19 protein-coding genes are annotated in these 21050 nt (G+C 35.8%); 9 read left to right on the top strand and 10 right to left on the bottom strand.

Translation table 11 applies throughout. The features are described from left to right. Positions 1-33 precede the first annotated feature (33 nt). Positions 34-624: a TetR/AcrR family transcriptional regulator gene (locus ACUN24_RS18810; RefSeq protein WP_265852154.1), complete on the bottom strand. Its 591-nt coding sequence runs from the start codon at positions 622-624 to the stop codon at positions 34-36. A gap of 377 nt (positions 625-1001) precedes the next feature. Between ACUN24_RS18810 and ACUN24_RS18805 the strand changes: the two genes are divergently transcribed. Then, positions 1002-1589, top strand: a complete 588-nt coding sequence (locus ACUN24_RS18805; protein WP_219078774.1) for a Pycsar system effector family protein — start codon at positions 1002-1004, stop codon at positions 1587-1589. Positions 1590-1617: 28 nt separating this feature from the next. On the opposite strand, the gene ACUN24_RS18800 is transcribed toward ACUN24_RS18805, so the two are convergent. From ACUN24_RS18800 to ACUN24_RS18760, 9 genes are all read right to left on the bottom strand, one after another. Then, on the bottom strand, positions 1618-3966 hold the full coding sequence (locus ACUN24_RS18800) for an alpha-L-rhamnosidase-related protein (RefSeq protein WP_445563895.1): 2349 nt from the start codon (positions 3964-3966) through the stop codon (positions 1618-1620). A gap of 1060 nt (positions 3967-5026) precedes the next feature. Further along, the gene (locus tag ACUN24_RS18795) at positions 5027-5941 is read right to left on the bottom strand and encodes a helix-turn-helix domain-containing protein (protein WP_445563894.1); all 915 of its coding nucleotides are present in this window, start codon (positions 5939-5941) and stop codon (positions 5027-5029) included. 9 nt (positions 5942-5950) lie between these two features. Continuing rightward, positions 5951-7015, bottom strand: coding sequence for an alpha/beta hydrolase family protein (locus ACUN24_RS18790; protein ID WP_445563893.1), 1065 nt, complete (start codon positions 7013-7015; stop codon positions 5951-5953). A 544-nt stretch (positions 7016-7559) separates the two neighbouring features. Beyond that, positions 7560-9164 (bottom strand): DUF2326 domain-containing protein, encoded by a 1605-nt coding sequence (locus tag ACUN24_RS18785; RefSeq protein ID WP_445563892.1) that lies wholly within the window; start codon positions 9162-9164, stop codon positions 7560-7562. Next, complete coding sequence (locus tag ACUN24_RS18780) at positions 9148-9381, bottom strand: ABC-three component system middle component 7 (protein ID WP_445563891.1); 234 nt, start codon at positions 9379-9381, stop codon at positions 9148-9150. Before ACUN24_RS18780 ends, ACUN24_RS18785 begins: the two co-directional genes overlap by 17 nt. After that, entirely contained in the window at positions 9378-10148 is a 771-nt protein-coding gene (locus ACUN24_RS18775; RefSeq protein ID WP_445563890.1) for an ABC-three component system protein, read from the bottom strand. The genes ACUN24_RS18780 and ACUN24_RS18775 overlap by 4 nt, the downstream gene beginning before the upstream one ends. Positions 10149-10169: 21 nt before the next feature. Next, positions 10170-12185, bottom strand: coding sequence for a hypothetical protein (locus ACUN24_RS18770; protein ID WP_445563889.1), 2016 nt, complete (start codon positions 12183-12185; stop codon positions 10170-10172). A 532-nt stretch (positions 12186-12717) separates the two neighbouring features. Beyond that, on the bottom strand, positions 12718-13302 hold the full coding sequence (locus ACUN24_RS18765; protein WP_445563888.1) for a hypothetical protein: 585 nt from the start codon (positions 13300-13302) through the stop codon (positions 12718-12720). Between the two features lie 3 nt (positions 13303-13305). Beyond that, a complete protein-coding gene (locus tag ACUN24_RS18760; RefSeq protein WP_445563887.1) occupies positions 13306-14217 on the bottom strand; it encodes a HEPN domain-containing protein in 912 nt (303 codons plus the stop codon). 361 nt (positions 14218-14578) lie between these two features. Between ACUN24_RS18760 and ACUN24_RS18755 the strand changes: the two genes are divergently transcribed. From ACUN24_RS18755 to ACUN24_RS18720, 8 genes are all read left to right on the top strand, one after another. Continuing rightward, entirely contained in the window at positions 14579-14842 is a 264-nt protein-coding gene (locus ACUN24_RS18755; RefSeq protein ID WP_445563886.1) for a helix-turn-helix domain-containing protein, read from the top strand. A 14-nt stretch (positions 14843-14856) separates the two neighbouring features. Continuing rightward, positions 14857-15771 carry a GIY-YIG nuclease family protein gene (locus tag ACUN24_RS18750; RefSeq protein ID WP_445563885.1) on the top strand — a complete coding sequence of 305 codons (915 nt, stop codon included), beginning with the start codon at positions 14857-14859 and terminating at the stop codon, positions 15769-15771. Between the two features lie 316 nt (positions 15772-16087). Beyond that, the gene (locus ACUN24_RS18745) at positions 16088-17917 is read left to right on the top strand and encodes an ATP-dependent nuclease (RefSeq protein WP_445563884.1); all 1830 of its coding nucleotides are present in this window, start codon (positions 16088-16090) and stop codon (positions 17915-17917) included. A gap of 315 nt (positions 17918-18232) precedes the next feature. Further along, complete coding sequence (locus ACUN24_RS18740) at positions 18233-18646, top strand: hypothetical protein (RefSeq protein WP_445563883.1); 414 nt, start codon at positions 18233-18235, stop codon at positions 18644-18646. A 291-nt stretch (positions 18647-18937) separates the two neighbouring features. Then, positions 18938-19663, top strand: a complete 726-nt coding sequence (locus ACUN24_RS18735) for a hypothetical protein (protein ID WP_445563882.1) — start codon at positions 18938-18940, stop codon at positions 19661-19663. 135 nt (positions 19664-19798) lie between these two features. Then, positions 19799-19990, top strand: a complete 192-nt coding sequence (locus ACUN24_RS18730) for a tyrosine-type recombinase/integrase (RefSeq protein WP_445563881.1) — start codon at positions 19799-19801, stop codon at positions 19988-19990. Between the two features lie 106 nt (positions 19991-20096). Next, positions 20097-20564, top strand: coding sequence for a hypothetical protein (locus ACUN24_RS18725; RefSeq protein ID WP_445563880.1), 468 nt, complete (start codon positions 20097-20099; stop codon positions 20562-20564). A gap of 14 nt (positions 20565-20578) precedes the next feature. Then, positions 20579-21007 carry a hypothetical protein gene (locus ACUN24_RS18720; RefSeq protein ID WP_445563879.1) on the top strand — a complete coding sequence of 143 codons (429 nt, stop codon included), beginning with the start codon at positions 20579-20581 and terminating at the stop codon, positions 21005-21007. Positions 21008-21050: the final 43 nt, after the last annotated feature.

The raw sequence follows: 21050 nt of genomic DNA, 5'->3' as shown, positions 1-21050 counted from the left end.
TATGTGTTTTTGTCTATTTTTAATCAAAAAAAATTATTTCAATCCTTTGCAAAAAATTTGTGAAATCCAGGACAGTTTGGCTTCCATATCGGGAAACCGGTTAAACAAGATGATTTCATGCTCAAAGCTTTTGAATGCGGTTACAATTGTTTCAGCAAGAAAATGACTATCAGCCTCGCTGAGTTCCGCAATTTCTTTTTTCTCAACTGCCCATCTGATCAACTTGTAAAGTACACTGCCTTCTTTCTCGAGTAAAACCCTGGTTTTAGCGGCGGCAAGCTCCGGTTGTTGCTTTAAATCTTCTAATACCAGATGATATCTTTTAGTAAGCAATTTGAGTTCCTGTAATTTCTTGGTGTAAAATTTTTCCAAATTAGTAGACATTGAGGCATTGGGATCAATAACCGCCTGGCAGGCATCAAATATCTGAAGGCATAATTTTTCTACTACTGCATCAAAAACTTCTGTTTTATTACCGAAATAATAATACAAAGTAGTGCGTCCTTTTTTACCTGCTTTGGAAATATCCTGCATTGATACCCGGGTAAAGCCATAGCTTTCAAAAACCGCTATGGCGGCAGCGATAATTTCGTCTCTGATTTGGTCTTCTTTGGATAACTTCATTTTAGACAAAAGTACATAAAATGTTCAATTGGCAAAATAAAAGTTAAATATTTTGAGCGTACAAAAAAAAATATTGTTTTAGATGTAATGTCTTGTTATTGTGTAAGTATTTAAAAATCAATGAATTGAATATTTACTCAATGCTGCCCTAATTTTATATGTATGACCAGGATAAGGATTGAAACTTTGAAGTAATGAAAAATATAGATTAATTCTATTCAAATGATGTACAATACAAGCGTCATAAAAATTCATCAAATGGCTTAATTACTTACCAAAATAGGCATATGATAGGTCAGCGCTTTCAGTTAACATTTTGAAAATGATTAATATCTTTGTGAGAAAACCAAATTCCTTAAAATTTACCATTGCTAGATATGAATAAAGAGAAAAAATCAATAGATATAGTACCCGTGTCAGATTTTGATTTAAAATCTTCCATTGAAATGCTCATTAAAATCACGGCTGGCAATGATCACCGCCTAAGTGACATGGCGGATAATAAAGCACAAATTCTGATTACGGTTAACTCTATTATTCTATCAGCGATTGTTAGTCTTGGGATTGGACGTTTAAAGGATACCCTTCATTTGATCATTCCATCGCTCATTCTACTAGCCACCAGCCTTATTACCTTGATTCTCGCTATTCTGGCAACCAGACCTTCACTTCCAAATGGCAAATTCACGGCAAAAGATTTATCAACTAAAAAAGTAAACCTTCTTTTTTTTGGAAATTTCTACAGAATGAAGATGAATGATTATGCTGCAGGAATGACTCATGTATTGTGCGATAATGACTTTTTATACCAAAGCCTTATTAAAGATGAATATGTACAAGGAGTGGTTCTCGGCAGAAAATACAGGTTATTAAGGGCAGCTTATAATGTATTTATGTTTGGGTTGATTATTGTCTTTTTAGCTTTTCTTCAATCAATGATATGGCACGATACTTTGTTTGGCTAACCAAATACTCCATATCATACTAAGCACATCATAAAGATCTTTCCCGTTTGATCACATATTTCCCGGAAGCGAGTTTAAACGTGGTAAAACGGGTTTTTTGCAGCAATTCATCAACATTTAGGTCTTTTTCAGTCAGTAACTTCTTGTTCACATATACCTTCGAGCCCGAGGGCAATCTTACAATGGCTGTTGTACCCTTCGGAACAATAACATTCATCCGAAAGCCATCAGCATTATTTTGAAATGAGGTACTGATCAGGCCTTTAATCGTTGGTACGGTAAGGTTCGCTGAGGTAAAAGTGGCGGGTTGGGGTGCTATCAAAAAAGTTTTATAACCGGCATCAAGTGGTTTAACGCCAAACAAATATTGCGCAATAACGATTTGAGCCCCTCCGCTCCAGGCATGGTTGGTTGTGCCACCTCCAAATCCATTTTCGCCTATGCCCCAACCTTCAAACAAGGTGCTATAGTTAGGGTTGTTAACCATTTCTGCAAAGCGTTTTTTGGTTCTGTCCATGGCATATTTTCCCTCGCCCATCACAAAAAGTGCCTCCATTACATATTTTTCCATATAGGGGCTAGCATGTAATTCTGTTTTCAACGATGATAAAATATCAGCATATTTTGACGAATCGGCTATACCCGCGATAACCGCCAAGGCTTGCACCCGGTCATCTGTTTTTTCATTGTACAAAGGATGGCGGTAGGCGTGCCCATTCCAGCATTTATTGTATCCGGCCTTCACAAGGGCCATAACCTGCCGGTAATCTGCGGCATCTTGATCATAGCCAAGCGCATCGGCCATTTTGGCGGCACCGTCCAAAGCAAGGTAATGCCATCCGGCCATAATAAGCCTCAAGTCTTTGTTATCGCCCCAGTCTCCCCAAAGCCAGCCGCCTTTACGTAACACGGTAAGGCCAGTTTCGTCCGTTTTCCATAAATTCAGGTACTTTTTTACAGCCGGGTAAACGTCTGTTATAAGCTTGCGGTCGCCAGTGTTCATATAGTAATTCCAAAAGCCGTATTCGCCAATACTGGTAAGCATCTGGTCGGGCAGTTCCTGATTAAAATTACCGGGAATTGGCGCAAATAACTCACCTCCGGGGCGCTGCCATGCCGCCAGTTCACGTATAGCTTTGCGCATCAACGCATGTGTCGAGGTTGAATAGGTATAAAAACTTTCACCCATCAACAAAACAGCATCTCCCCACCATTGGGCACGTTCCCTGTCGGGGCAATCAAAATAATTATCGCGCATGTTAAGGTATAAAGTTCGCTTAGCCTTTTTCCAAAACAGGTTGTAAAACTCATCGCTGCAAGCAAAAGCACCCTCAGGCGCTGCATTATAGCCGGTTTCGCGATATTTAACTGATGTTACCTTAACGCCTTTCGGAACAATGAGCAGTATCTTCTCGCCGTTTAACCATCCGTACGATTCGTATTCCTGGAAACCTTTGGCAGTAATATACTCCGCCCTTATATTGTTTGTTCCCCCGGCTACACTATGGTCGGTATTAATGTTAATTAAATGCCCTCCTTTATCATCCAGAACCGAGATTATCGGTGTCATTTGCATATTGTACGGCAAAGCGCCTACAATTGTATCTGCGCTGGCCCCCTTATGGCGTTCAAATTTTATTTCCTTTATCCCAAAGTCTTTCCATTGGGGTATAGGGCGTTCAACCAGTTTATTCCAGGGTGCATCGCCAGGGAGGCCAATTTTTTCTGCAGCGCTAAAGCCCTGCAATGCATTTAACGATGCCGTTTGCCAGCCTGCAATATCTTTGCGGGCATCAAAACGGATATTTGATTCCGCAAGGCGGAAATTGGGCAAAGGGGCATCTGTGTCCCCGTAAGCGGGATGAATGCTGCACAACCATTTATCGTCGCTGTTTAATTCTGCCTGCTTTGCTTTCATACTAAAATAAAAACCGGCACGCCCGCTGCCTACGTGCGAAAAGCCATCTTTACCGAAGTACCAAAGTAGTACAGCAATTTGGTTCTTGCCTTTTTTTAGGTAGGGCCCAAGGTTTACTTTATCGCAATAGGTATCTTTAGGATTAGGCCCGCGCTTTAGTCCGCCTTCAAATATCACAAGTTTGCCGTTTATCCAAAGCCAATATTTGGTATCGGCAGCAATGGTAGTTAAGGCCTGTAGGGCTTTGTTTTTTATCATGATATCACGGCGAAACGCTATCCAGGTATTGGGTTTGTTTACCCTCTGCTGTGCTGTAGAAATCCAATAACCTGGTATTTTTTTCTCCTGGGCGAATGCCGGCTGGCTTACCATGAACAATAGGAAACCCATAAACAAATAATGGCTATAAATCCTGTTTATCAGCTTTTTTGATGGCGATTTTGGCTTATTTTTCTTCATATTATGAATCGGGTAATTCTGCAGACAAACACCCGCCGTTCATTTGATTAGCGCATGGCATAAAGAATTAATTTTATATACTATTTAAAAAACAATAAATATAAGGAGTATAATGGGAATGCTGTTAATATTTAATAGTCTGCATGCTGTGTCAACTTTGGATTAAGGCTCATCTCTGTATTCTGGGTTGGAGACAACAACCTGAAGCTTTGGATGCTGTAGGATGCAGCGAGCGGAACAACTCCGGCTGGTAATAATAGGCTGAATTTTAGCTTTTATTTTTAACCCCCTGGCGTAGAATCGCTATACCCGAATTGAAATCGCTTCTGCCCAACAAAGTTCGGGAACGTCAGAACTGTGGCCTGTCGCTAGGGCATAAATGAAATAAAGGATTGCCAAAAAAATTGGGACCGTTAGTCTTCCACTAATACCCTCGGTGAGTAATGTAGTAGCAGGCTGGGTAAGGGGATAATAAACGGCTGTTTAGGATTTTAGCATAGTGAAATGCTTTTTAAATAAAAAGAGGTTGTATCATAATATAGATTTGTCATCCTGAGGGTTAATTAATTGTATAAAAATCAATATGAATAGACAGATGATTTTAACTAATTGTAGGCTGCGCGGCATCGTCATTGCGAGAAGGCTTTTTCAGCCGACGAAGCAATCTTACAACGATCGCTAACAGCGTGCGCTTTAAGATTGCTTCGTGCCTCGCAATGACGACCCTTTTTTGGAGCCTATCAATGATAGCCTGTTGAAGGACTTGTTTAAATACGCTTTAAGGTGTTTCGACAGGCTCAATATGACAGCATCTGGGCTGAAATCGCCTTTATGATACAAGCGCTTTGTGTGAAGCCCTTAGCACAAAACCCGAAACATTTGATATAAGATTTAGAAATGCTTACGGGATTCAAATCTGAGATGGATCAGCCTAAAATACTTGTTAAAGTAGTCATTATCAATTAAGCTTTTCCACCCAATTGAGTATGGGATTTAATTGAATAAATACGGTGAGTCTTTATCAGCCTTAAGTGTAACGATACACTTTGCCCGAATATGCTTAATTGAAAGAACGTCTGAAATCCAAGGGAGACATACTGGTTTTGAGCTTAAATAGTTTACTAAAGGATGGGGGATGTTCAAATCCCAATTCATAGGCGATCTCGCTGATCGAAGCCTGACTTGTTGATAACTGTTCCTTTGCTTTTTCGATCAGGTGATGATGAATGTGCTGTTGTGCATTTTGCCCGGTAAGTGATCGCAGCATATCACTTAAATAACTGGCACTGACGTTTAATTGCGCAGAAAGAAACTGGACAGTTGGAAGCCTCTGCTTTTGTGCCTGTGGCGACTGGAAATAGGCGAGTAGAGTGTCTTCTACCCTTTGAAGCAAATCGTTGCTTACCGCCTTCCGCGTGATAAATTGCCGGCTGTAGAACCGATTTGCATAATTTAGTAACAATTCGATCTGGGAAATCACAACGTCCTGGCTGAAATTGTCAATTCTGCCTTTTAACTCTTCTTCGATACTTTCGAAAACAGCAATAATCGTGGTTTTTTCTTTCTCTGATAAGTGCAACGCTTCATTGATCGAATAGGAAAAAAATCCATAGGTTTTAATTTTTTTGGCGAGTTCGTAACCCTGTAAAAAATCCGGGTGGAAAAGTAAAGTATAACCCGATTGATCGCTTAATGGTGCGTGGCCTCCTGTAATTTGGTTCGGTGAAACAAAAAACATTCCCCCTTCGTCAAAATCGTAGTAATGCTGTCCGTATCTGAACTTTCCCTGGAAGTTCATTTTGTAAGAGATCTTGTAAAAACTTAAGATGTGCGGACTGGGAAGTTTTTCCAGGGGAATGGCGCCTTCGGCATTGTTTATTAAACTTACCAATGGGTGCATAGGCGCCGGCATGTCCAGCGCCTTATGCAACCTTGATAAAGAATTGAATCTGTGGTTAGACATTTCTTCCTTCATATTGTCTGTTTACGATTTGCTTTCAATACTGCCTAACGCACCCTGTACGCCGTTAAGGCTTTTCTTTGCTTGTTCCCAACTTGGATCGGTTGGGTCGAATGTACTCCGAATGTACGCAAGAATACTTTCACATACAAAAGCAACACGCTCCGGATTTTCATCACTAGTTTCGCGGGCATCATATCCTGATATGCCACCAAAGATGTGTTCAGCGCCAAACACGGTCAGCAGATCCTTCGGGCCGGGACTTTGATAATAAGCATCCGCACGCCAATTGTCTACATCAGAGAACATGAGGTTTTTGTCCTGGTCTCCATTTACAATAAGGGCTGGCAAAGTCATAGTACTGAAATTGCCTGCCGCCAATACAGGATAGTGTTGTCTGGCGGCTCCGTTAAATCCTTCGGGTCCACCAGACGCACCAATTAGCACCCGGGCCTTTAATCTCGGTTCTGCGGCGTTCACTATTTTGCCTGTTGCCGGGTCAGTTACTTCCATGCCAGCCAGCATGGCTAAGGTCTGGCCGCCCATCGAATGGCCGATGGCAGCCACGTTTGCTTTATCAACTCTTCCGGTTAAGCCAGGTACTGTGGCAATAATTTCGTCCAGATGGTTCATGATAAATTTCATGTCCGCTGGCCGCGAGCTCCAAAACAAGGGTGCTTCGGGAAGGGATGGGGAAAGTCCGAGCGCTTTGGAATTTTGATGAGTAGGCTGGATGACAACAAAGCCTTCTGCGGCAAAAAAATCTGCCATGGGGCCATATCCTTTGTACGAAGAAAGAAAATTGGAGGGGCCATGTCCATGCGAAAGAAGAATAACCGGCAGGTGGTTTCCTCTCGAGGGAGCAGAAACTTTCATTTCGAGGTCTACATGACGGCCCGCAACTGGTAACACAACCGGACTAAAACTGATAATAGGTGTTTTTGACTGTTTCATTTTATTTTGATTTTGATACAGGCAAAGTTCGTCAGCATTCGGCTCCCTGGCGTAGTCAAAACGGGGCATTGCATAGCCAAACTCAGGAAAAGGCATCCATCGATTGATTAAGGATGTTAGCGGATGGTAAAGCATGTGACAAGACTAAAAAAAGTGACACATTCTTTTAAAGAATTGTATCACGTTTAGGCCACCTTCCGGCCAGGCTTGCCTGGTACTTGCTTGCACAAACTTCACACTTACTTCGGGTGAGTTGTAGCCCCGGTGTAGATCAGGTAGGTCAAAGATTTGCGTCGCTTTGGATTGGAAGGTTAACAATAGCTCAATAAGAGGTAAGGAGAAGGTTAGCGTAAGGTTTAGTTGGTGTACGGCTGTGTCGGAGCAGCCGGGTAAAGGGGGAATAAACGGCTATTCGGGATTTTAGCATGGTAAAATCTTTTTAAAGGAAAATCCTCGGACGAAAGTTGGAGGATTTCTGTGATCCCGCTGGGACGTGAACTTCGTTCAATTTTCAACGTTTAAGAATTAACCGCAATTTGCGATCACTCAGATGACTTTCTATTTTCAGAAGCTCAAATTGTTGCAAATTAAGCGGTCAAGCTTTTACAAGTCATTTATTAATATTATTTCCATCAACTTATTATTTAGATCACAAGCATTTTTCAGCTCTGATTTGCGTTTATTTTATTCTCCAATCTTTAATAAATAACTGCTTTTTATCAGCTAACTGAATGACTTTTTTACTTTCAATTAAATCAATTGTATCTGTGTCAAATTTTTCTATGCCGTCTACCGCTATAAAGATTTGCTTCTTGATAGTACCGTATAATGCTATAATATTTTGAAAAATTAGATCTCCAATGTTTTTAAATAATGGTGAATCATGAATTAAAAAGGGTAAGCTAGTAAGATTTAGTATAGCTAAATCAAACTCAATAAGGTCAGAATAAGATTTCCCTGTACCTGTATCTCCAGAATGATCGAAACTATAGTTTTTTTTATTAAGTATTAATCGTGGAATTTTTTTTGCCTCACTATGGACAATTTTATTTATTTTAATTAACTCTGTGTTAATCAAAGACTCAATTTCTCTCAATATGTCATAAGTAATAGCTGAAAGAGAATCATTGAGTCTACTTAAATCCTCTATTACATCGAATTTTTCAGAATAGAACCGGTTTGTTGTTTCCAGTTTGTTAATCTCTATTGTCAAATCATAGAGCTTTTCAATTATGAATTTTGGGCTATCAACATTCTTTAGCAGTTGTGAAATCTCATTATCTATTTCTGCTATACGATTTGTGTAATTGAAGTTTTCTTCTTGTAGAACTTTAATAGCTGAATTAATTTCCTTTTTCAGTATTGCAGTAATGTTATCATGAAATGTTTCTATCTCTTCAATCTTTTTTTCGTTAGGAGATTCAAAAAAGGAAGATAATCTTTGAAAATACTTACTTTTAACGCTCTTTCCCTCAAGGTTAAGTTCTAAACGTTTAATTTTATTTAGGACTACATTTTGAACCTCTAGCAGTTTACTTTTTTCTGTTTTAAGTTTAATTATTTCCTTTCCGGTCAGCTCCTCAATGTTTAACGTAAATTGTAATAAATTATCTTTAATATCATTAATCTGATTTTTTTTCTCTGAAATTAAAACCTCATTGGCTTTAAATTGAGTTTTAGTAACCCTTTCAACATAATTCTTATTATGAATTCCTTCAATAATTCGTTTTGACTCAACTTTACTTTTTATACTTTTTTCAGTTTGAGAAATAGATTCGTATTTATTGAATAGCTTTATTAATACCGTTATTGAAGTAGATTCTGGCTCTTTCAAAAAAGACTGTAGAGGTTTATTTACATTATTATTGTCTTTCCCCCAGATTCTTGAATAGACACCAACAATAGCTCTAAATGACAGAGCATTAATAATGGCATATTTCGATTTTAGCAAGTCAGTATATTCATCTATATCAATTTGCGATATTGGTTTATAATCAACGTTGCAAACTTCAATCCGCTCAGGCGATTCAGTATTTCTTGAGAAACGGTAAAGATTTTTCTCAAATTCAAAACAAAAATAAAAAGTTAGCGCTCCGAGTTCTTTGATTGAACCAGAATTTTTCTGTAAATAAGAATTACCACCGAATACGAAATCAATAATCATTAACAATGTAGACTTGCCAATTGAGTTTGTTGAAACTGAATCGCCGACAATTGTATTTAATCCCGGCTTAAAAGCTAGGATTTTTTCGGTAAATAGATTACACTTAATTTCCTTTAACATATCTCAAAGTTTCAGTCTCATAATTTAATTCAATCATATCAAGGATATATAGGACATCCAGAGCATAAATGTATTCGTCTGGATTCTTAAAATTTGATAAAGTCCGATGATACATTTCAGTTATACTAAATTCCTTTCTCTTTAATTCTTCGAGGATTGAAAGCATCTTAAATATTATCGACTCTTCAAACCTTATATTTTTATTTGGATAAATCATTCGAAAATTTCACAGTTTTGAATAAAATATGATATAATAATTTCTGCAGGTTCTTTCTGATTGTGATTTGTGATTTTATTCAACCAAAAAACCATTGAATCAAAAACTTCTCTTTGGCTTATTTTTGAATTCTGCTTCCTCAGCATTAAATAATATGTTTTAACCTGTTGCGATATCGTTTCGCTAGTTAGTGGTTGTAATTTATCTATCTCTTTGAATTTTCTTTGAATTAGAGAAAAATAATCTTGAACATTTCTATGTATTTTTCTTTTGGTTAATAATGTGATAGTGTCATTAATTTTGTCGTCAATCCGCTTAGAATTGTAGCTTAAAATATCTTCAGATTCGAAATCAATATCTTCGTTGGCCAGAAAGTCTAAAATATCTTCAATTTCTACTTCAATTTTCGTGTTTACCCATAAATCTTTTTGGTTATGGTTGTGGATCAGTTCGTTTTTAATTATCAATAGATTATTGTATTCATCTAATGTTCTGGGCTTGTCAAATTTTGTATGGCATTCAACACAAAGGCATATCAAGTTTTTGATATCGTTGGGATCATCGCTTAGTTTTTCAACCCCTTTGAGAGCAATCAATTCTTCTGGTTTAGGGTTTAAGGGATAAATATGGGCAATTTCAAATCCCCTATGATTTTGCTGCTTTTTAGTGAACATTAATTTCTTAGGACAAAGAGGGCAAATTCCATTAACTTCGCCAAAAAGTATTAGTTGTTCATTTGGCGTTGCATTTACTCTATTAGCGTTCATAATTAGACTATATATGCATTATTAGTTGTTGAGTAATTTTTTATAAATTTTTGATAGTAATGGCTCTCGTCTTATCTTGTAGTCTTCATATTCTGCTTGACTAACCGCCCAGATACCTATGTCATCGGTATTAGTATGAGATATAGAGTTTTGATTTCTCCTTTCAAAAAAATTGGTAACAAATGTTATTTCTTCTCCGTTATAATTTTCATCTGCCATTTTTTGCGCGATATCTTTTGCTGTCTTTTGTTCAGAATTAAAATAAGTCAACTCAAATAAATTTTGAAATTCATTTAATAAGTGATTGAAGCTTACAGAGTGATGAAAACTTATTTCGTTGATTCGCCTAAGTTTAATTTGTTGAACAAGCGGTATGTTTTCGTTGAGAAATTTTGATTCGTAAATTGGCTCAAAATTTAGTTTTACAGAATTAGGAACTAGGGTATTAAGAATTAAATCTAGATAACTATTTTGTGAGATTTTTTTTCGTAAACCGAAAAGAATATCCAATAGTTGCCCTTTGTACTCTTTAAATTCTTGAATTAATTCAGTTTTCTTTTCATCTTTACTTTCACTTATTATAAAGAATATTTGATGTATAAACTTATCTACAATTGTTAATTTCGGCAACACACTATCGGTTGTAGTGAAATTATTTACAATAAACTTGAAAAAATCTGCTCTACTTTCCTTTGTCAAAGTAATTAAATGAAAAAATACTTTTGGTTTCAATAAGAGGAAGTCTATAGAATCTAAATCTTTAAAGATCCCTTTTGACTCAATCAATTTAATTGCATCTTCACTCTTTGAATAAGCGAGACAAGCTTTAAGAATTAGAATATGATTCAGGTAGGCTGAGTCTTTTGTATTGATATCTAGTTGTTGAAGCTCATAGCTTTTACTACGAATTTTTTCGATAATTGTAATGCACTCCTCGAAAATCTGCGGAATTTTTTTTCCATTAAGATCTAAATTCATTACTGAATTTTTGTAAAGATCTTCCAAATCAAACTCTAGGTCAAAGGGACTATCTATACTACTAGCTTTCAAAAACTCTATCTGTGATTCAATATTCGAAATTAAATATCTCTCACTTTTTGAGCTACTAATTGCCAATTGTAAATTATTAATGAGAAAGCTTGAGAAGTCATTTTCAATATTATAAATCCTTTGTCTGATTTGTGTTTGATCTGCATCAGAAGATTCCTTGAAAATTAAATAGAAGTCATCAACGTACCTGATGTAATGATACTTATCATCATTTAGATAATTATCAATAACATATTGGTCAAAAGTTGTGAAATATACTGAGCTAAGAAAGCTTGAAACAATATTCTGATTAGCTACAGGTAATCCCAATTTGTTATGTTGCAAATAATTAAGAATGATTAAAAGTGCTTCTTTTGTGTCGTCATTATAATTTAATGCCTTTTTAATACTAACTGTTGCAGTTTTATCGATTGTATCTAATAGTATTTTATGATTAACTGTATAAAAAAACGATTTTATATCTAAAGATAGTGCGAATACGTTTTTAGACTCTTCTGGTTTAGTGAGTTGCTCCTTGTGTAGTAAAAAATCTTTGTAGTCCTCATAGTAGAAAATCTTACTATCCGTTGGATTTTGAAAGTTTAGCTTACCTCCATAATATATATGGATATTTTTTTTTGAATAAAGCTCTTGTTGAATTGCTAACCTTTTTTCTAACAATTCTAAAATATAAAAACCTATAGCATAGTATATGATTAAAGCATTTAGTGAAAGAAAGTGAAACTCACGTATTTTATATGCCCTTTGAATACTATAATATTTTTCTGAAAAAAAAAGGCTTTCAAAATAGTATAATGAATCTCTCTTCACGAAATCGTTATAATATATTTCTGGATCAATTTTGTCTAGGCCAGAGTCTCTGTATAATGAAAAATCGAGATTGTTATATAGTGGGCTTGTTTGTTTTAGTTGGTAGGTCAATAGTTCAATCGACTTGGCTATATGATTAACTTGAATGAAGTTGCCTAAATTAAATTTTCTTGGCATGTTTGAGAGATTAAAAGCTAAACATACTAATTTTGAACAACATTGCGTTATTGAAATGCTCAAGTCGGTAATATGTGTAAGAAATTTATGTTATTAAATTTGAGAACTAAAATAAGGGCTCTACTAAAAATCGACAGTAATATTGATTGTGAAAAAAAACAAGTACTTTATAAGTATTTGAATTACAGTTGATTAAATTACTATAATAACTCCTGATGAGGTTCACAACTGGTGCGACAATCATCGCTAAATAGTGTTTGAGGCTGTAATAATTCGACTCATTGAATCTACTCACTATTTTTTAATATGTATTAGTTGCAATGCTCTGATATAAATATGCGGAAATATCAATTTTTACGCAAAAAATACACAGTAAAATTTCAAGTGTATCTAGCGCACCATATAATTCCCATAATTTTGAGCACATTAATGAACTAGCAAGGGATGTAGCATATGTACGGCAAAGATTTGGTGGTTGACTTTTCTTTTCCGCTAGGCCGTTCGTTCAGTTGGGACGGAAATAAAGTTTTAATTAACCATCTTTTATGCGCTCACTAATCAGCCACGTAGCCTCAAACAGTTTGACCAATTGTTCGTAAACTGTGATGACTTCAGATTTAGACAGGCTTTCTTCTATGAAGGAGCTGCTCAGCGCATTATGAAGCCAGGTGTGCAGGATTTTTTTGTACCCATCCGGTTTATAGATCCTGAACATTTTCTTGATTACAGATGAAGGCTTTACGATCTCCCGAATGCTCAGATTTTCAGGATAGTGCCGTAGCTTCTTCCTTTCCGTTTTGATGTACCATTTTGCGATATCCCTTTCCTGTTTGTCATCAATGTCAAGTCTGCCAGGCTTGTGGCGCTTTAAGAGCCAGGCGGCCTCTATCAGCTTTATGGTCAGTTCGTAATGATAAACGAGGTAGTCTGGGCTACATTTTTTTGATTTTTCGGATTCAAGCGCTGCATCGTTTCGCCAGCGTTTCAGCATCTTCAAATGATTGGGCAACCATGCGTGACTGAAAAAATCGTGTACCACTTTTATCGGATCTGTTATTTCATCATTGTTTAGATAAACAATCCTGTTGTCTGATATTGTTATTATTTGCTTCTTCATAATTCAAATATTGGTCTGTAATATTTTTTCGATCTGTACATGATCGGTGTTTTTTAAGACTGCATAATCTGATGCCGATTTAGCCAGCAGTTCTATTTTTTCGTGGCACAGTTCTTTTGCCAGCAAAAGAAAAGAGGCGACCCTTTGGTAAAGACGCTCCGCATCCTGCCGGGAAACCGTAAAATCATCTTTATAACGTGAACCAGAATAGCTCTTTGACATTATATCAAACAGCCTTTCATCTTCGGGAGTGGACAGGAAAAGTTGAAAAGGCTTTTCAGAAAAGCAAGTACACAAACGGAGCAGGCGGTAAAGGTTATGGAACTCCGAACGGTAGGCAATATGAACCCTCACCAGACAGATACAAGTCTGTTCTACAGCCTGATGGAGCATAAAGGCACATATCCCAAACTGTTCCTTCTCCAGGCATTCGGATGCGCACATCAGAAATCCGTCAGCCAGTGGTATGCGATGTTCGTAATGTTTAAGCGCCTTGATTGCGCCCTTTGTGGGGATAAACGTAGATATTGGATCACTATCTAACAGTCCGTCCTTACTATAGAGCAGTTTTCCGTATGTAATCACGCTGATAAAAAAGCGGCTGTTTTGCTGTACTGCATCGATAACGGATTGCCTGCCATGGGAGATCACCGTAATCGTTCCATGCTGATAATAGCTGTTGGCGAAATCCTGCATTTCATAATCTATTCGGGTTGCCGTTTCGGTAACTACCAATAGGCAATAGTCGCATTTAAAATAGCCTTGGTTGTCAATAAAGCAGCCCTGGGAATGATGAGTGGAGCTGTTCTGCGAAAAGCTGAAGACCTGGAGTGGTTCGAACTTTTGGGCGAGCCGATGGATAAACGCCCTGAAATGGACAGCGTGTTCGGCTTCTGTTGATAATTTTGGTTCCATATTGATCTCATTTAGTTAGTAGTATTTAAATGAGTCCTGGAGATGCAGAAATAGGTGCGGAACTGCATCTCGTGGTTGCATAAAAGTTTCTGAAGCCTTACGTAACACGAGTGTACAGCAGTCCCGCACCTATTTTAGGAATACGCAAATATAGCATATTAATAAATAGGCTGGGTAATCTGCTGTCTTGCGCCACGGCTTCAGAAATGCAACCGCAAGACCATTAATATTTTATCGTTGTTTAATCTTATATATTCCGATTATCCAATACCCTAAGGTAATCAGTTATTTGCAATACTCCAAATAAAAATACTCTTTTTATGGAGTGTGTTAAAATGGAGTATTTGTTTTACTTTATTTCATGGCAAAAGACAATCTCCTAACAAGCGAAAAGGAATTGAGGAAAATAGGCTTAAGACTAAAAGCCCTCCGCAAATCTAAAGGTTATACTAGTCCAGATAAGTTTTCCTATGAGAACAATCTGAACCGTTCGCAGTATGGTAAATATGAGGCAGGTAATATCAATATCACAATTGGCACATTGATCAACATCTTAAATTGTTTTGGTGTGAGTTTGAGCGATTTTTTTAATGAGGACTATGATGAAATTGAACAATCAAAATAATTAAGAAAATTAAAATGGTATTAGGAAAATCGGTCAGAATTTATCTGAAAGAAGGAAATGTTTCTGGAATAAAATTGGGAGAAGTAGTTAATCATACGATACAAGCTCTTTCATGTCCAAGAAATAAAATTTCCGACCTAAATAAATTCTTTATGAAGGAAATAAATAGACCAGGGGTTTATTTTTTGATCGGAGAAGATGATAGCAATCAAAATCAGGTTTATATTGGTGAGGCGGAAAATGTGTGGGAAAGATTAAAAAATCATGATACAAAGAAGGATTTTTGGAGTGAGGTAATTTTGTTCTCAAGCAAAGATGAGAATTTGACTAAATCTCATGTTAAGTACTTAGAAAGTAGATTGATAAGCATTGCGCTAAATGCTGACCGTTACAAGGTTGAAAATTCAAATTCTCCGAATCTTAGTTCATTACCTTTACCAGATCAAGATTCAATGGAAGATTTCCTATTAAATGTAAAGCTGTTGAATGGTACACTTGGCCACAAATTTCTGGAAAACCCAATTAAAATTAACGAAACCAAAATTATAGACGTTCCGTTAACAGCTACTACAGAAAGCTCGGTAGTCATCAGTTCATCTGGAGGTTTAAAACTGGAACTAAAGGTAAAGGGAATATTTGCGAGTGCAATTCAAACAGACGAAGGGTTGGTTGTCTTAGAACAGTCCCAAGTTTCTGGAAAGACAAAACCTTTTGGCTATAGCTCACTGAGAGAAAAATTAATTCAAGATCGAGTAATTGTTCCCAATACACAGGGTAATCTTTATTATGCAAAGAATTATCTATTTGAAAGTCCATCAGCTGCTGCTGCTGTTACACTAGGTTATTCAGTAAATGGTAGAAGTGTATGGAAAGACGAAAATGGAAAATCTTTAAATGAAATTGAGCAGGCGCAGGTAATAAATAGCTGAATATCGATTATGCAGAGCCCGGTTTATCTAAAAAGCACAGTTTAGAATAAAATTTATCAAGGCTGAAATCTTTATACTATCTGTAAAGATGGGATTTAGAATCAGACTATTGTAGTGGCTAGCTGATATTCTGCACATGCACCTAGAAACTGAGTGAGGTATGTTTTTTGATACTATTGAAAAGTCAGAAGTCTGCCGTTGGAGTTAATAAATTTATCACTCAATTTTTATTACTCTTATTTTTTACAATATTCGGAAATCATTTTATTATATTCTTTAATATTTAACTGATATTTAAATAAAACAGAGACGCTCTATGAAATTTATCGAATTCAATATTAAAAATTTTAAAGGTATTGAGGATCTAACCTTTAGTCTTGATAAATCCCCAGATGCTAATATTTTTACCTTGGTAGGTCTAAATGAAAGTGGAAAGACTACAATATTAGAAGCGCTTAACATGTTTAATCCAAACGACGAATCTTTGGATTCTCTAAACTCTTCTGAAAATTCTAAAGATGAGAATGCCCTAATACCAATAAGTCGAAGAGATAATTTTAATGATACTATATCAATAATCGTAAAGTTATCTTTGGAAGATGATGATTATGAAAAGATTAATCAGTTTGCTGTTGAGAACACATCTTTTAGAAAGATAAAAAAGGTTGATAAACTAACCTATTATCGTCACTATTCATATGAAAACTCGCAGTTCGTTGAACTTGATAAGAAATGGTCAGGTCTAGATGGAATTTTAGAGGGTGATCATAGTGAAAATTACACCCACATTGGTGATAAAAAATATGCAAAGGATAATATTATTCTCGCAAATTTTGTCAGAAAATTAATCCCCAGTATTCTTTATTATCCTAATTTTCTCTTTGATTTTCCGTCTAAACTTTACCTTGAGTTTTCTGGTAAGCCAACATCTAAAGAGGCATTTTACTTTGATTTGGTACAAGATGTTTTAAACTCTCTTGATAATGATACGGAAATCGAAACTCATATTTTAAGTAGAATGAGAAGCGATGACAAAAATGATAAGAGAAATTTAGACCGTCTTATCCAAAAAATGGAGAGAAAAATTTCTGATATCATTTTTGACGCGTGGAATAAAATCTTTAAGCGGAAGATACAAGACACGAGGATTATTATTAGATATGATGTTGATGGTGAAAATTTGGCTTTTTTAGAACTGGAAATTGAGTCTGAAGATGGAATTTATCTTATAAACGAGCGATCATTGGGCTTTAGATGGTTTTTTATCTTCCTGCTTTTCACCCAATTTCGCCCATACAGGAAAAACTCTCCAAAAAGCGTAATTTATCTTTTTGATGAGCCAGCATCCAATCTACACCCTTCAGCTCAGACTCAATTATTGAAGAGTTTTGAAAATCTAACCAAGAACTCAAAGGTGATCTATACAACCCATAGCCACCACTTGATTAATCCAAATTGGCTTGAGAGTACTTATGTAGTAAAAAATGAGGGTTTTCAGTTAGAAAAAATTGAAGTGTTCAATATTAAGAAGACAAATATTATTATTGAATCTTATCGAGAATTTGCTACCAAGCATCCTCACAATACAGCCTATTTTCAACCAATATTGGATGTGTTAGATTATTGCCCTAGTAATCTGGAAAATATACCAAAATGCATTTTCCTTGAAGGAAAAAATGATTTCTATACTCTTGCCTACTTTAATGAGATTGTTTTAACTGATGAAAGACTTAATTTAGCGCCAAGTACTGGGTCTGGTAATCTTGATACACTCATTAGTCTCTATATGGGTTGGAATAAGGAATTTATAATTCTTCTTGACTCTGACAAAGCAGGCCAAAAAGAAAAAGATCGATATATTGAGAAATTTGGAATTTATATTGAGAAGCGAATCTTCATATTAAGTGATATCAATGATGAATGGTGTTCAAAAGCACTCGAGTCGTTATTTGAGAATAATGATGCTATTAAATTGCAACTGGATAGTTACCCCGAAAGTTCGTCATTCAACAAAACACATTTTAATAGATCAATACAAGAGAACTTAATTAACCGTTCCTATTTTGAATTTTCGAGTGATACACTAGATAACTTTGAATCAATACTCAGTTTTCTAAGAAAGAAATTGGATAATATTATCGAATAATATTATCGCCCATTCTGAATTTGTTTTTTCTGACTTTGACAAAGCAGTTTTCGTTTTTATTATGCGAATAGGTTAATATTCACACCAATACCCCCTCTGTCCGTAGAGTTAAGCATAGCGTCTCTACGGATATTAGAATAAAATTGAACTTATAAACTCAAATAAAAGCCAGTCACAGACTCTTTTCTATTTACTAATCCGTAAGAGCCCTGCGGAACTCTACGGACAGGCATGGGTAAGCGGTCTTTTTCATAAGTATGGAGAGGTCCATATCAATTTTAGCCACATAGGCGAACCTCAAATAAATTAAATTATATGGACGCGAAAAAAATGTACTATTATCTGTTCTATAAGTATTATAGACTTTTTGAAGCTTTTAAAACTACAAGATGGCTAACTGATACTAAAGCAATAATTGTCGTTATTAGCATAGAGATTTGGATTCTCTTTTCATTGAATTGCTATTATGATGTTTTATCGCATACACGAGGTCAACTTAATTTTATTTCGATTAAGGTTCTCGTGCCTTTTATATTGCTTCTTATAATAAAGTGGTTTGCTTTTTGGCGGGATGATAGATGGAAAGATTATGTAAAAGGGTTTGATAAATGGCCAGAGGAAAAAAATAATAAAGGTAGCTGGATAGTAGCAGGTATAACGTTGTTCTTTTTTGCTAATCTGTTATTCTCACTATATTTAGACCCACCACCAGGTGGGTGGAAACAATGATTTGTTGCTTAGAATGTTATAATATCAGACCTTGGCCATTGTGCCAGGTTTTTTATGCTGTTGGTATAGGTGTATGTATCCCCCTCTGTCCGTAGAGTTAAGCGCATCGTCTCGAAGGATATAAGAATAAAATTGAACTTATAAACTCAAATAAAAGCGAGTCACAGACTCTTTTCTATTTACTAATCCGTAGAGCCCTTCGGAACTCTACGGACATTAGGGACAGGAAGCGTGGGAACATTGAAATAGAATTGAGGGAAAAATTATAAATTAAGTATTCAAAATTTATTTATGAATTTGGAAGATAACCTATTACCCGACTGGATAAAACGACAAGCATCGATGGGCCCGAATGTGGAAGTTGATGGCAATCGAACTCCAGAGAACTCCTTTTGGTACTATCTTACACTTTGTTGTCCGCTTATTTTCGATAGTTATGCTATAATGCTACATCCATTTTGGATCGACCCAGATCGAAAAAAAGTTGCAGACAGTGGTGCTAATCATGACGCTATAAACGCTAATAAAAGCCTTCAGCCCGTTTCATGGTCTTCCTTTTTCGATCTCTTCGGTGAAAAATTTGATATCTCGACAGCTAATGAAACTCAGGACAAAATTAGAATAGGGCTCGTAGCAGATTGGCCTGCGTACGTTGGCTTTCCGGAACAAGGAGATTGTGGTGATGAGCAATTGGATTTTGTGCTGAATAAAATAAAGCAGGAGTATGGTGACGAAATGGTTAACTACTATTACTGCCTTCTCAAAACTACAAGTTGGAGTGAAGAGAAATTGTTTAAATCAAAGTTATCAGATATTGGAACAATAAGGTCAAAAGATGAGATCAGGAATAATCCTACGGCAATATTTCCAGATAATAAAAGTTGGTGTATCGTAACAGATTACGACTTGGAATTTACTTTTATAGGCGGATCAGTCAAGTTAATCGAAGAAATTACTGATAACGAAAAATTTAGTATCTATAATCTCCTGCCAGTATTCAAGGAAAAAAATATTTGATAACAGCTTCTTAACGATTTGGCAGTTCCCTAAAAGCAAAAAACCTTACTAATCGTTCGATTTGCAGGGTTTGATATATTTTGATAGTCTCTGGTGTGATCCCGGCGGGAAATATATACATGATCTGTTTAAATTGTGAAACAGAAGCCAACCCTGCACGGGCTTAGACATTCATTTGCGATACACTTATTGGAGGCGGGAACAGCCATCAGGTATATCCAGCAGTTGTTGGGGCACAGCAGTACAAAGACGACCGAGATCTATATTTATGCAAGTACAAAGCAGAAAAGTTTGATAAAAAGCCCACTGGATAGTTTGAATATTTGAAATCTAATGATAGATTTCGTTAACTTAACGAAAAATATACGCTATAACATAGCGCATATTTACTAGTTGGCGGTAATTTTGCAGAACAGACCTTGAAACAATAGAGATGACAAAAAGTATAATTTTAACAGTAACAGTCTTGACTATTTTATTGCTGAATTTAACCTATTTTCATCGTGGTAAAGATACTCGTAACAGAACTGATACGGGTAACGATGATTGTGTTAATCAAACTAAAATTATCCAATACAATAATAAATTTTCAATTTTAGGAAAATGGCAAAGAACAGCCCAAAGTGAAAGTAATGGAGGTGCTAAAATTTATACTACACAAATAAAAAACGGAGAAATATTGTCGTTTGAAAAAAACAATAAAGTAAAAGATGAACAGGGAAATTCAGGAACTTATACTCTTGATAGAGAAAAGCTAAAAATAACCCTAAATAAAAAAGAAGAATACTATTTGGTTTATTATGATAAAAAAGACGTAACAAAAATTTATTTGAATCCGGTAACCCCTAAATATCAAATAATTTGTGATGAAGGATGCGCTTATACTTATACAAAAAGATAATAATTGAATAAACAATGAAAACAATACTTACACTTTTACTTTTAATAACTTTTACCCAGATATTTGGACAAACAGGCAAATTGTATAAAGGCACAATTAACAATACTATAAAAATTACACTTTATTTACAAGGATTAGACGAAGGAATAAATGCAGACCCAATTATTGGAGCATATAAATATGACAACAAAGAAAATTATATTTTATTAAACGGTTTTCGAAATAATGACGGAAATATTAGTTTGGTTGAACTATCAACAGCAAATTTTTCAGGTACTTTTTTAGGTACCTTAACTAAAAATAGTATTATAGGGAAATGGATAAGTGCAAATCAAAAGAAGAATTACATTTTTGAATTGACTGAAATTGTAGCTACGAAAGAACAAATAAATAATTTTCAAAAGGCAATAACGGAAAAAGGAAACGAATTTAGAAATTATTAAAAACTACCCCCAACAAGGGTTTAACTTCGGTGAGGGCTTCTCC

The sequence above is a fragment of the Pedobacter sp. WC2501 genome (genome assembly GCF_052682415.1).
Note: the sequence above shows the minus strand (reverse complement) of the source record. Positions and strands in the feature narration are given on the sequence as shown.

Excerpts from the sequence above, each read along its gene's own strand:
- ACUN24_RS18810 (WP_265852154.1), bottom strand. The coding sequence starts at position 624 with ATGAAGTTATCCAAAGAAGACCAAATCAGAGACGAAATTATCGCTGCC.
- ACUN24_RS18805 (WP_219078774.1), top strand. The coding sequence starts at position 1,002 with ATGAATAAAGAGAAAAAATCAATAGATATAGTACCCGTGTCAGATTTT.
- ACUN24_RS18800 (WP_445563895.1), bottom strand. The coding sequence starts at position 3,966 with ATGAAGAAAAATAAGCCAAAATCGCCATCAAAAAAGCTGATAAACAGG.
- ACUN24_RS18795 (WP_445563894.1), bottom strand. The coding sequence starts at position 5,941 with ATGAAGGAAGAAATGTCTAACCACAGATTCAATTCTTTATCAAGGTTG.
- ACUN24_RS18790 (WP_445563893.1), bottom strand. The coding sequence starts at position 7,015 with ATGCTTTACCATCCGCTAACATCCTTAATCAATCGATGGATGCCTTTT.
- ACUN24_RS18785 (WP_445563892.1), bottom strand. The coding sequence starts at position 9,164 with ATGTTAAAGGAAATTAAGTGTAATCTATTTACCGAAAAAATCCTAGCT.
- ACUN24_RS18780 (WP_445563891.1), bottom strand. The coding sequence starts at position 9,381 with ATGATTTATCCAAATAAAAATATAAGGTTTGAAGAGTCGATAATATTT.
- ACUN24_RS18775 (WP_445563890.1), bottom strand. The coding sequence starts at position 10,148 with ATGAACGCTAATAGAGTAAATGCAACGCCAAATGAACAACTAATACTT.
- ACUN24_RS18770 (WP_445563889.1), bottom strand. The coding sequence starts at position 12,185 with ATGCCAAGAAAATTTAATTTAGGCAACTTCATTCAAGTTAATCATATA.
- ACUN24_RS18765 (WP_445563888.1), bottom strand. The coding sequence starts at position 13,302 with ATGAAGAAGCAAATAATAACAATATCAGACAACAGGATTGTTTATCTA.
- ACUN24_RS18760 (WP_445563887.1), bottom strand. The coding sequence starts at position 14,217 with ATGGAACCAAAATTATCAACAGAAGCCGAACACGCTGTCCATTTCAGG.
- ACUN24_RS18755 (WP_445563886.1), top strand. The coding sequence starts at position 14,579 with ATGGCAAAAGACAATCTCCTAACAAGCGAAAAGGAATTGAGGAAAATA.
- ACUN24_RS18750 (WP_445563885.1), top strand. The coding sequence starts at position 14,857 with ATGGTATTAGGAAAATCGGTCAGAATTTATCTGAAAGAAGGAAATGTT.
- ACUN24_RS18745 (WP_445563884.1), top strand. The coding sequence starts at position 16,088 with ATGAAATTTATCGAATTCAATATTAAAAATTTTAAAGGTATTGAGGAT.
- ACUN24_RS18740 (WP_445563883.1), top strand. The coding sequence starts at position 18,233 with ATGGACGCGAAAAAAATGTACTATTATCTGTTCTATAAGTATTATAGA.
- ACUN24_RS18735 (WP_445563882.1), top strand. The coding sequence starts at position 18,938 with ATGAATTTGGAAGATAACCTATTACCCGACTGGATAAAACGACAAGCA.
- ACUN24_RS18725 (WP_445563880.1), top strand. The coding sequence starts at position 20,097 with ATGACAAAAAGTATAATTTTAACAGTAACAGTCTTGACTATTTTATTG.
- ACUN24_RS18720 (WP_445563879.1), top strand. The coding sequence starts at position 20,579 with ATGAAAACAATACTTACACTTTTACTTTTAATAACTTTTACCCAGATA.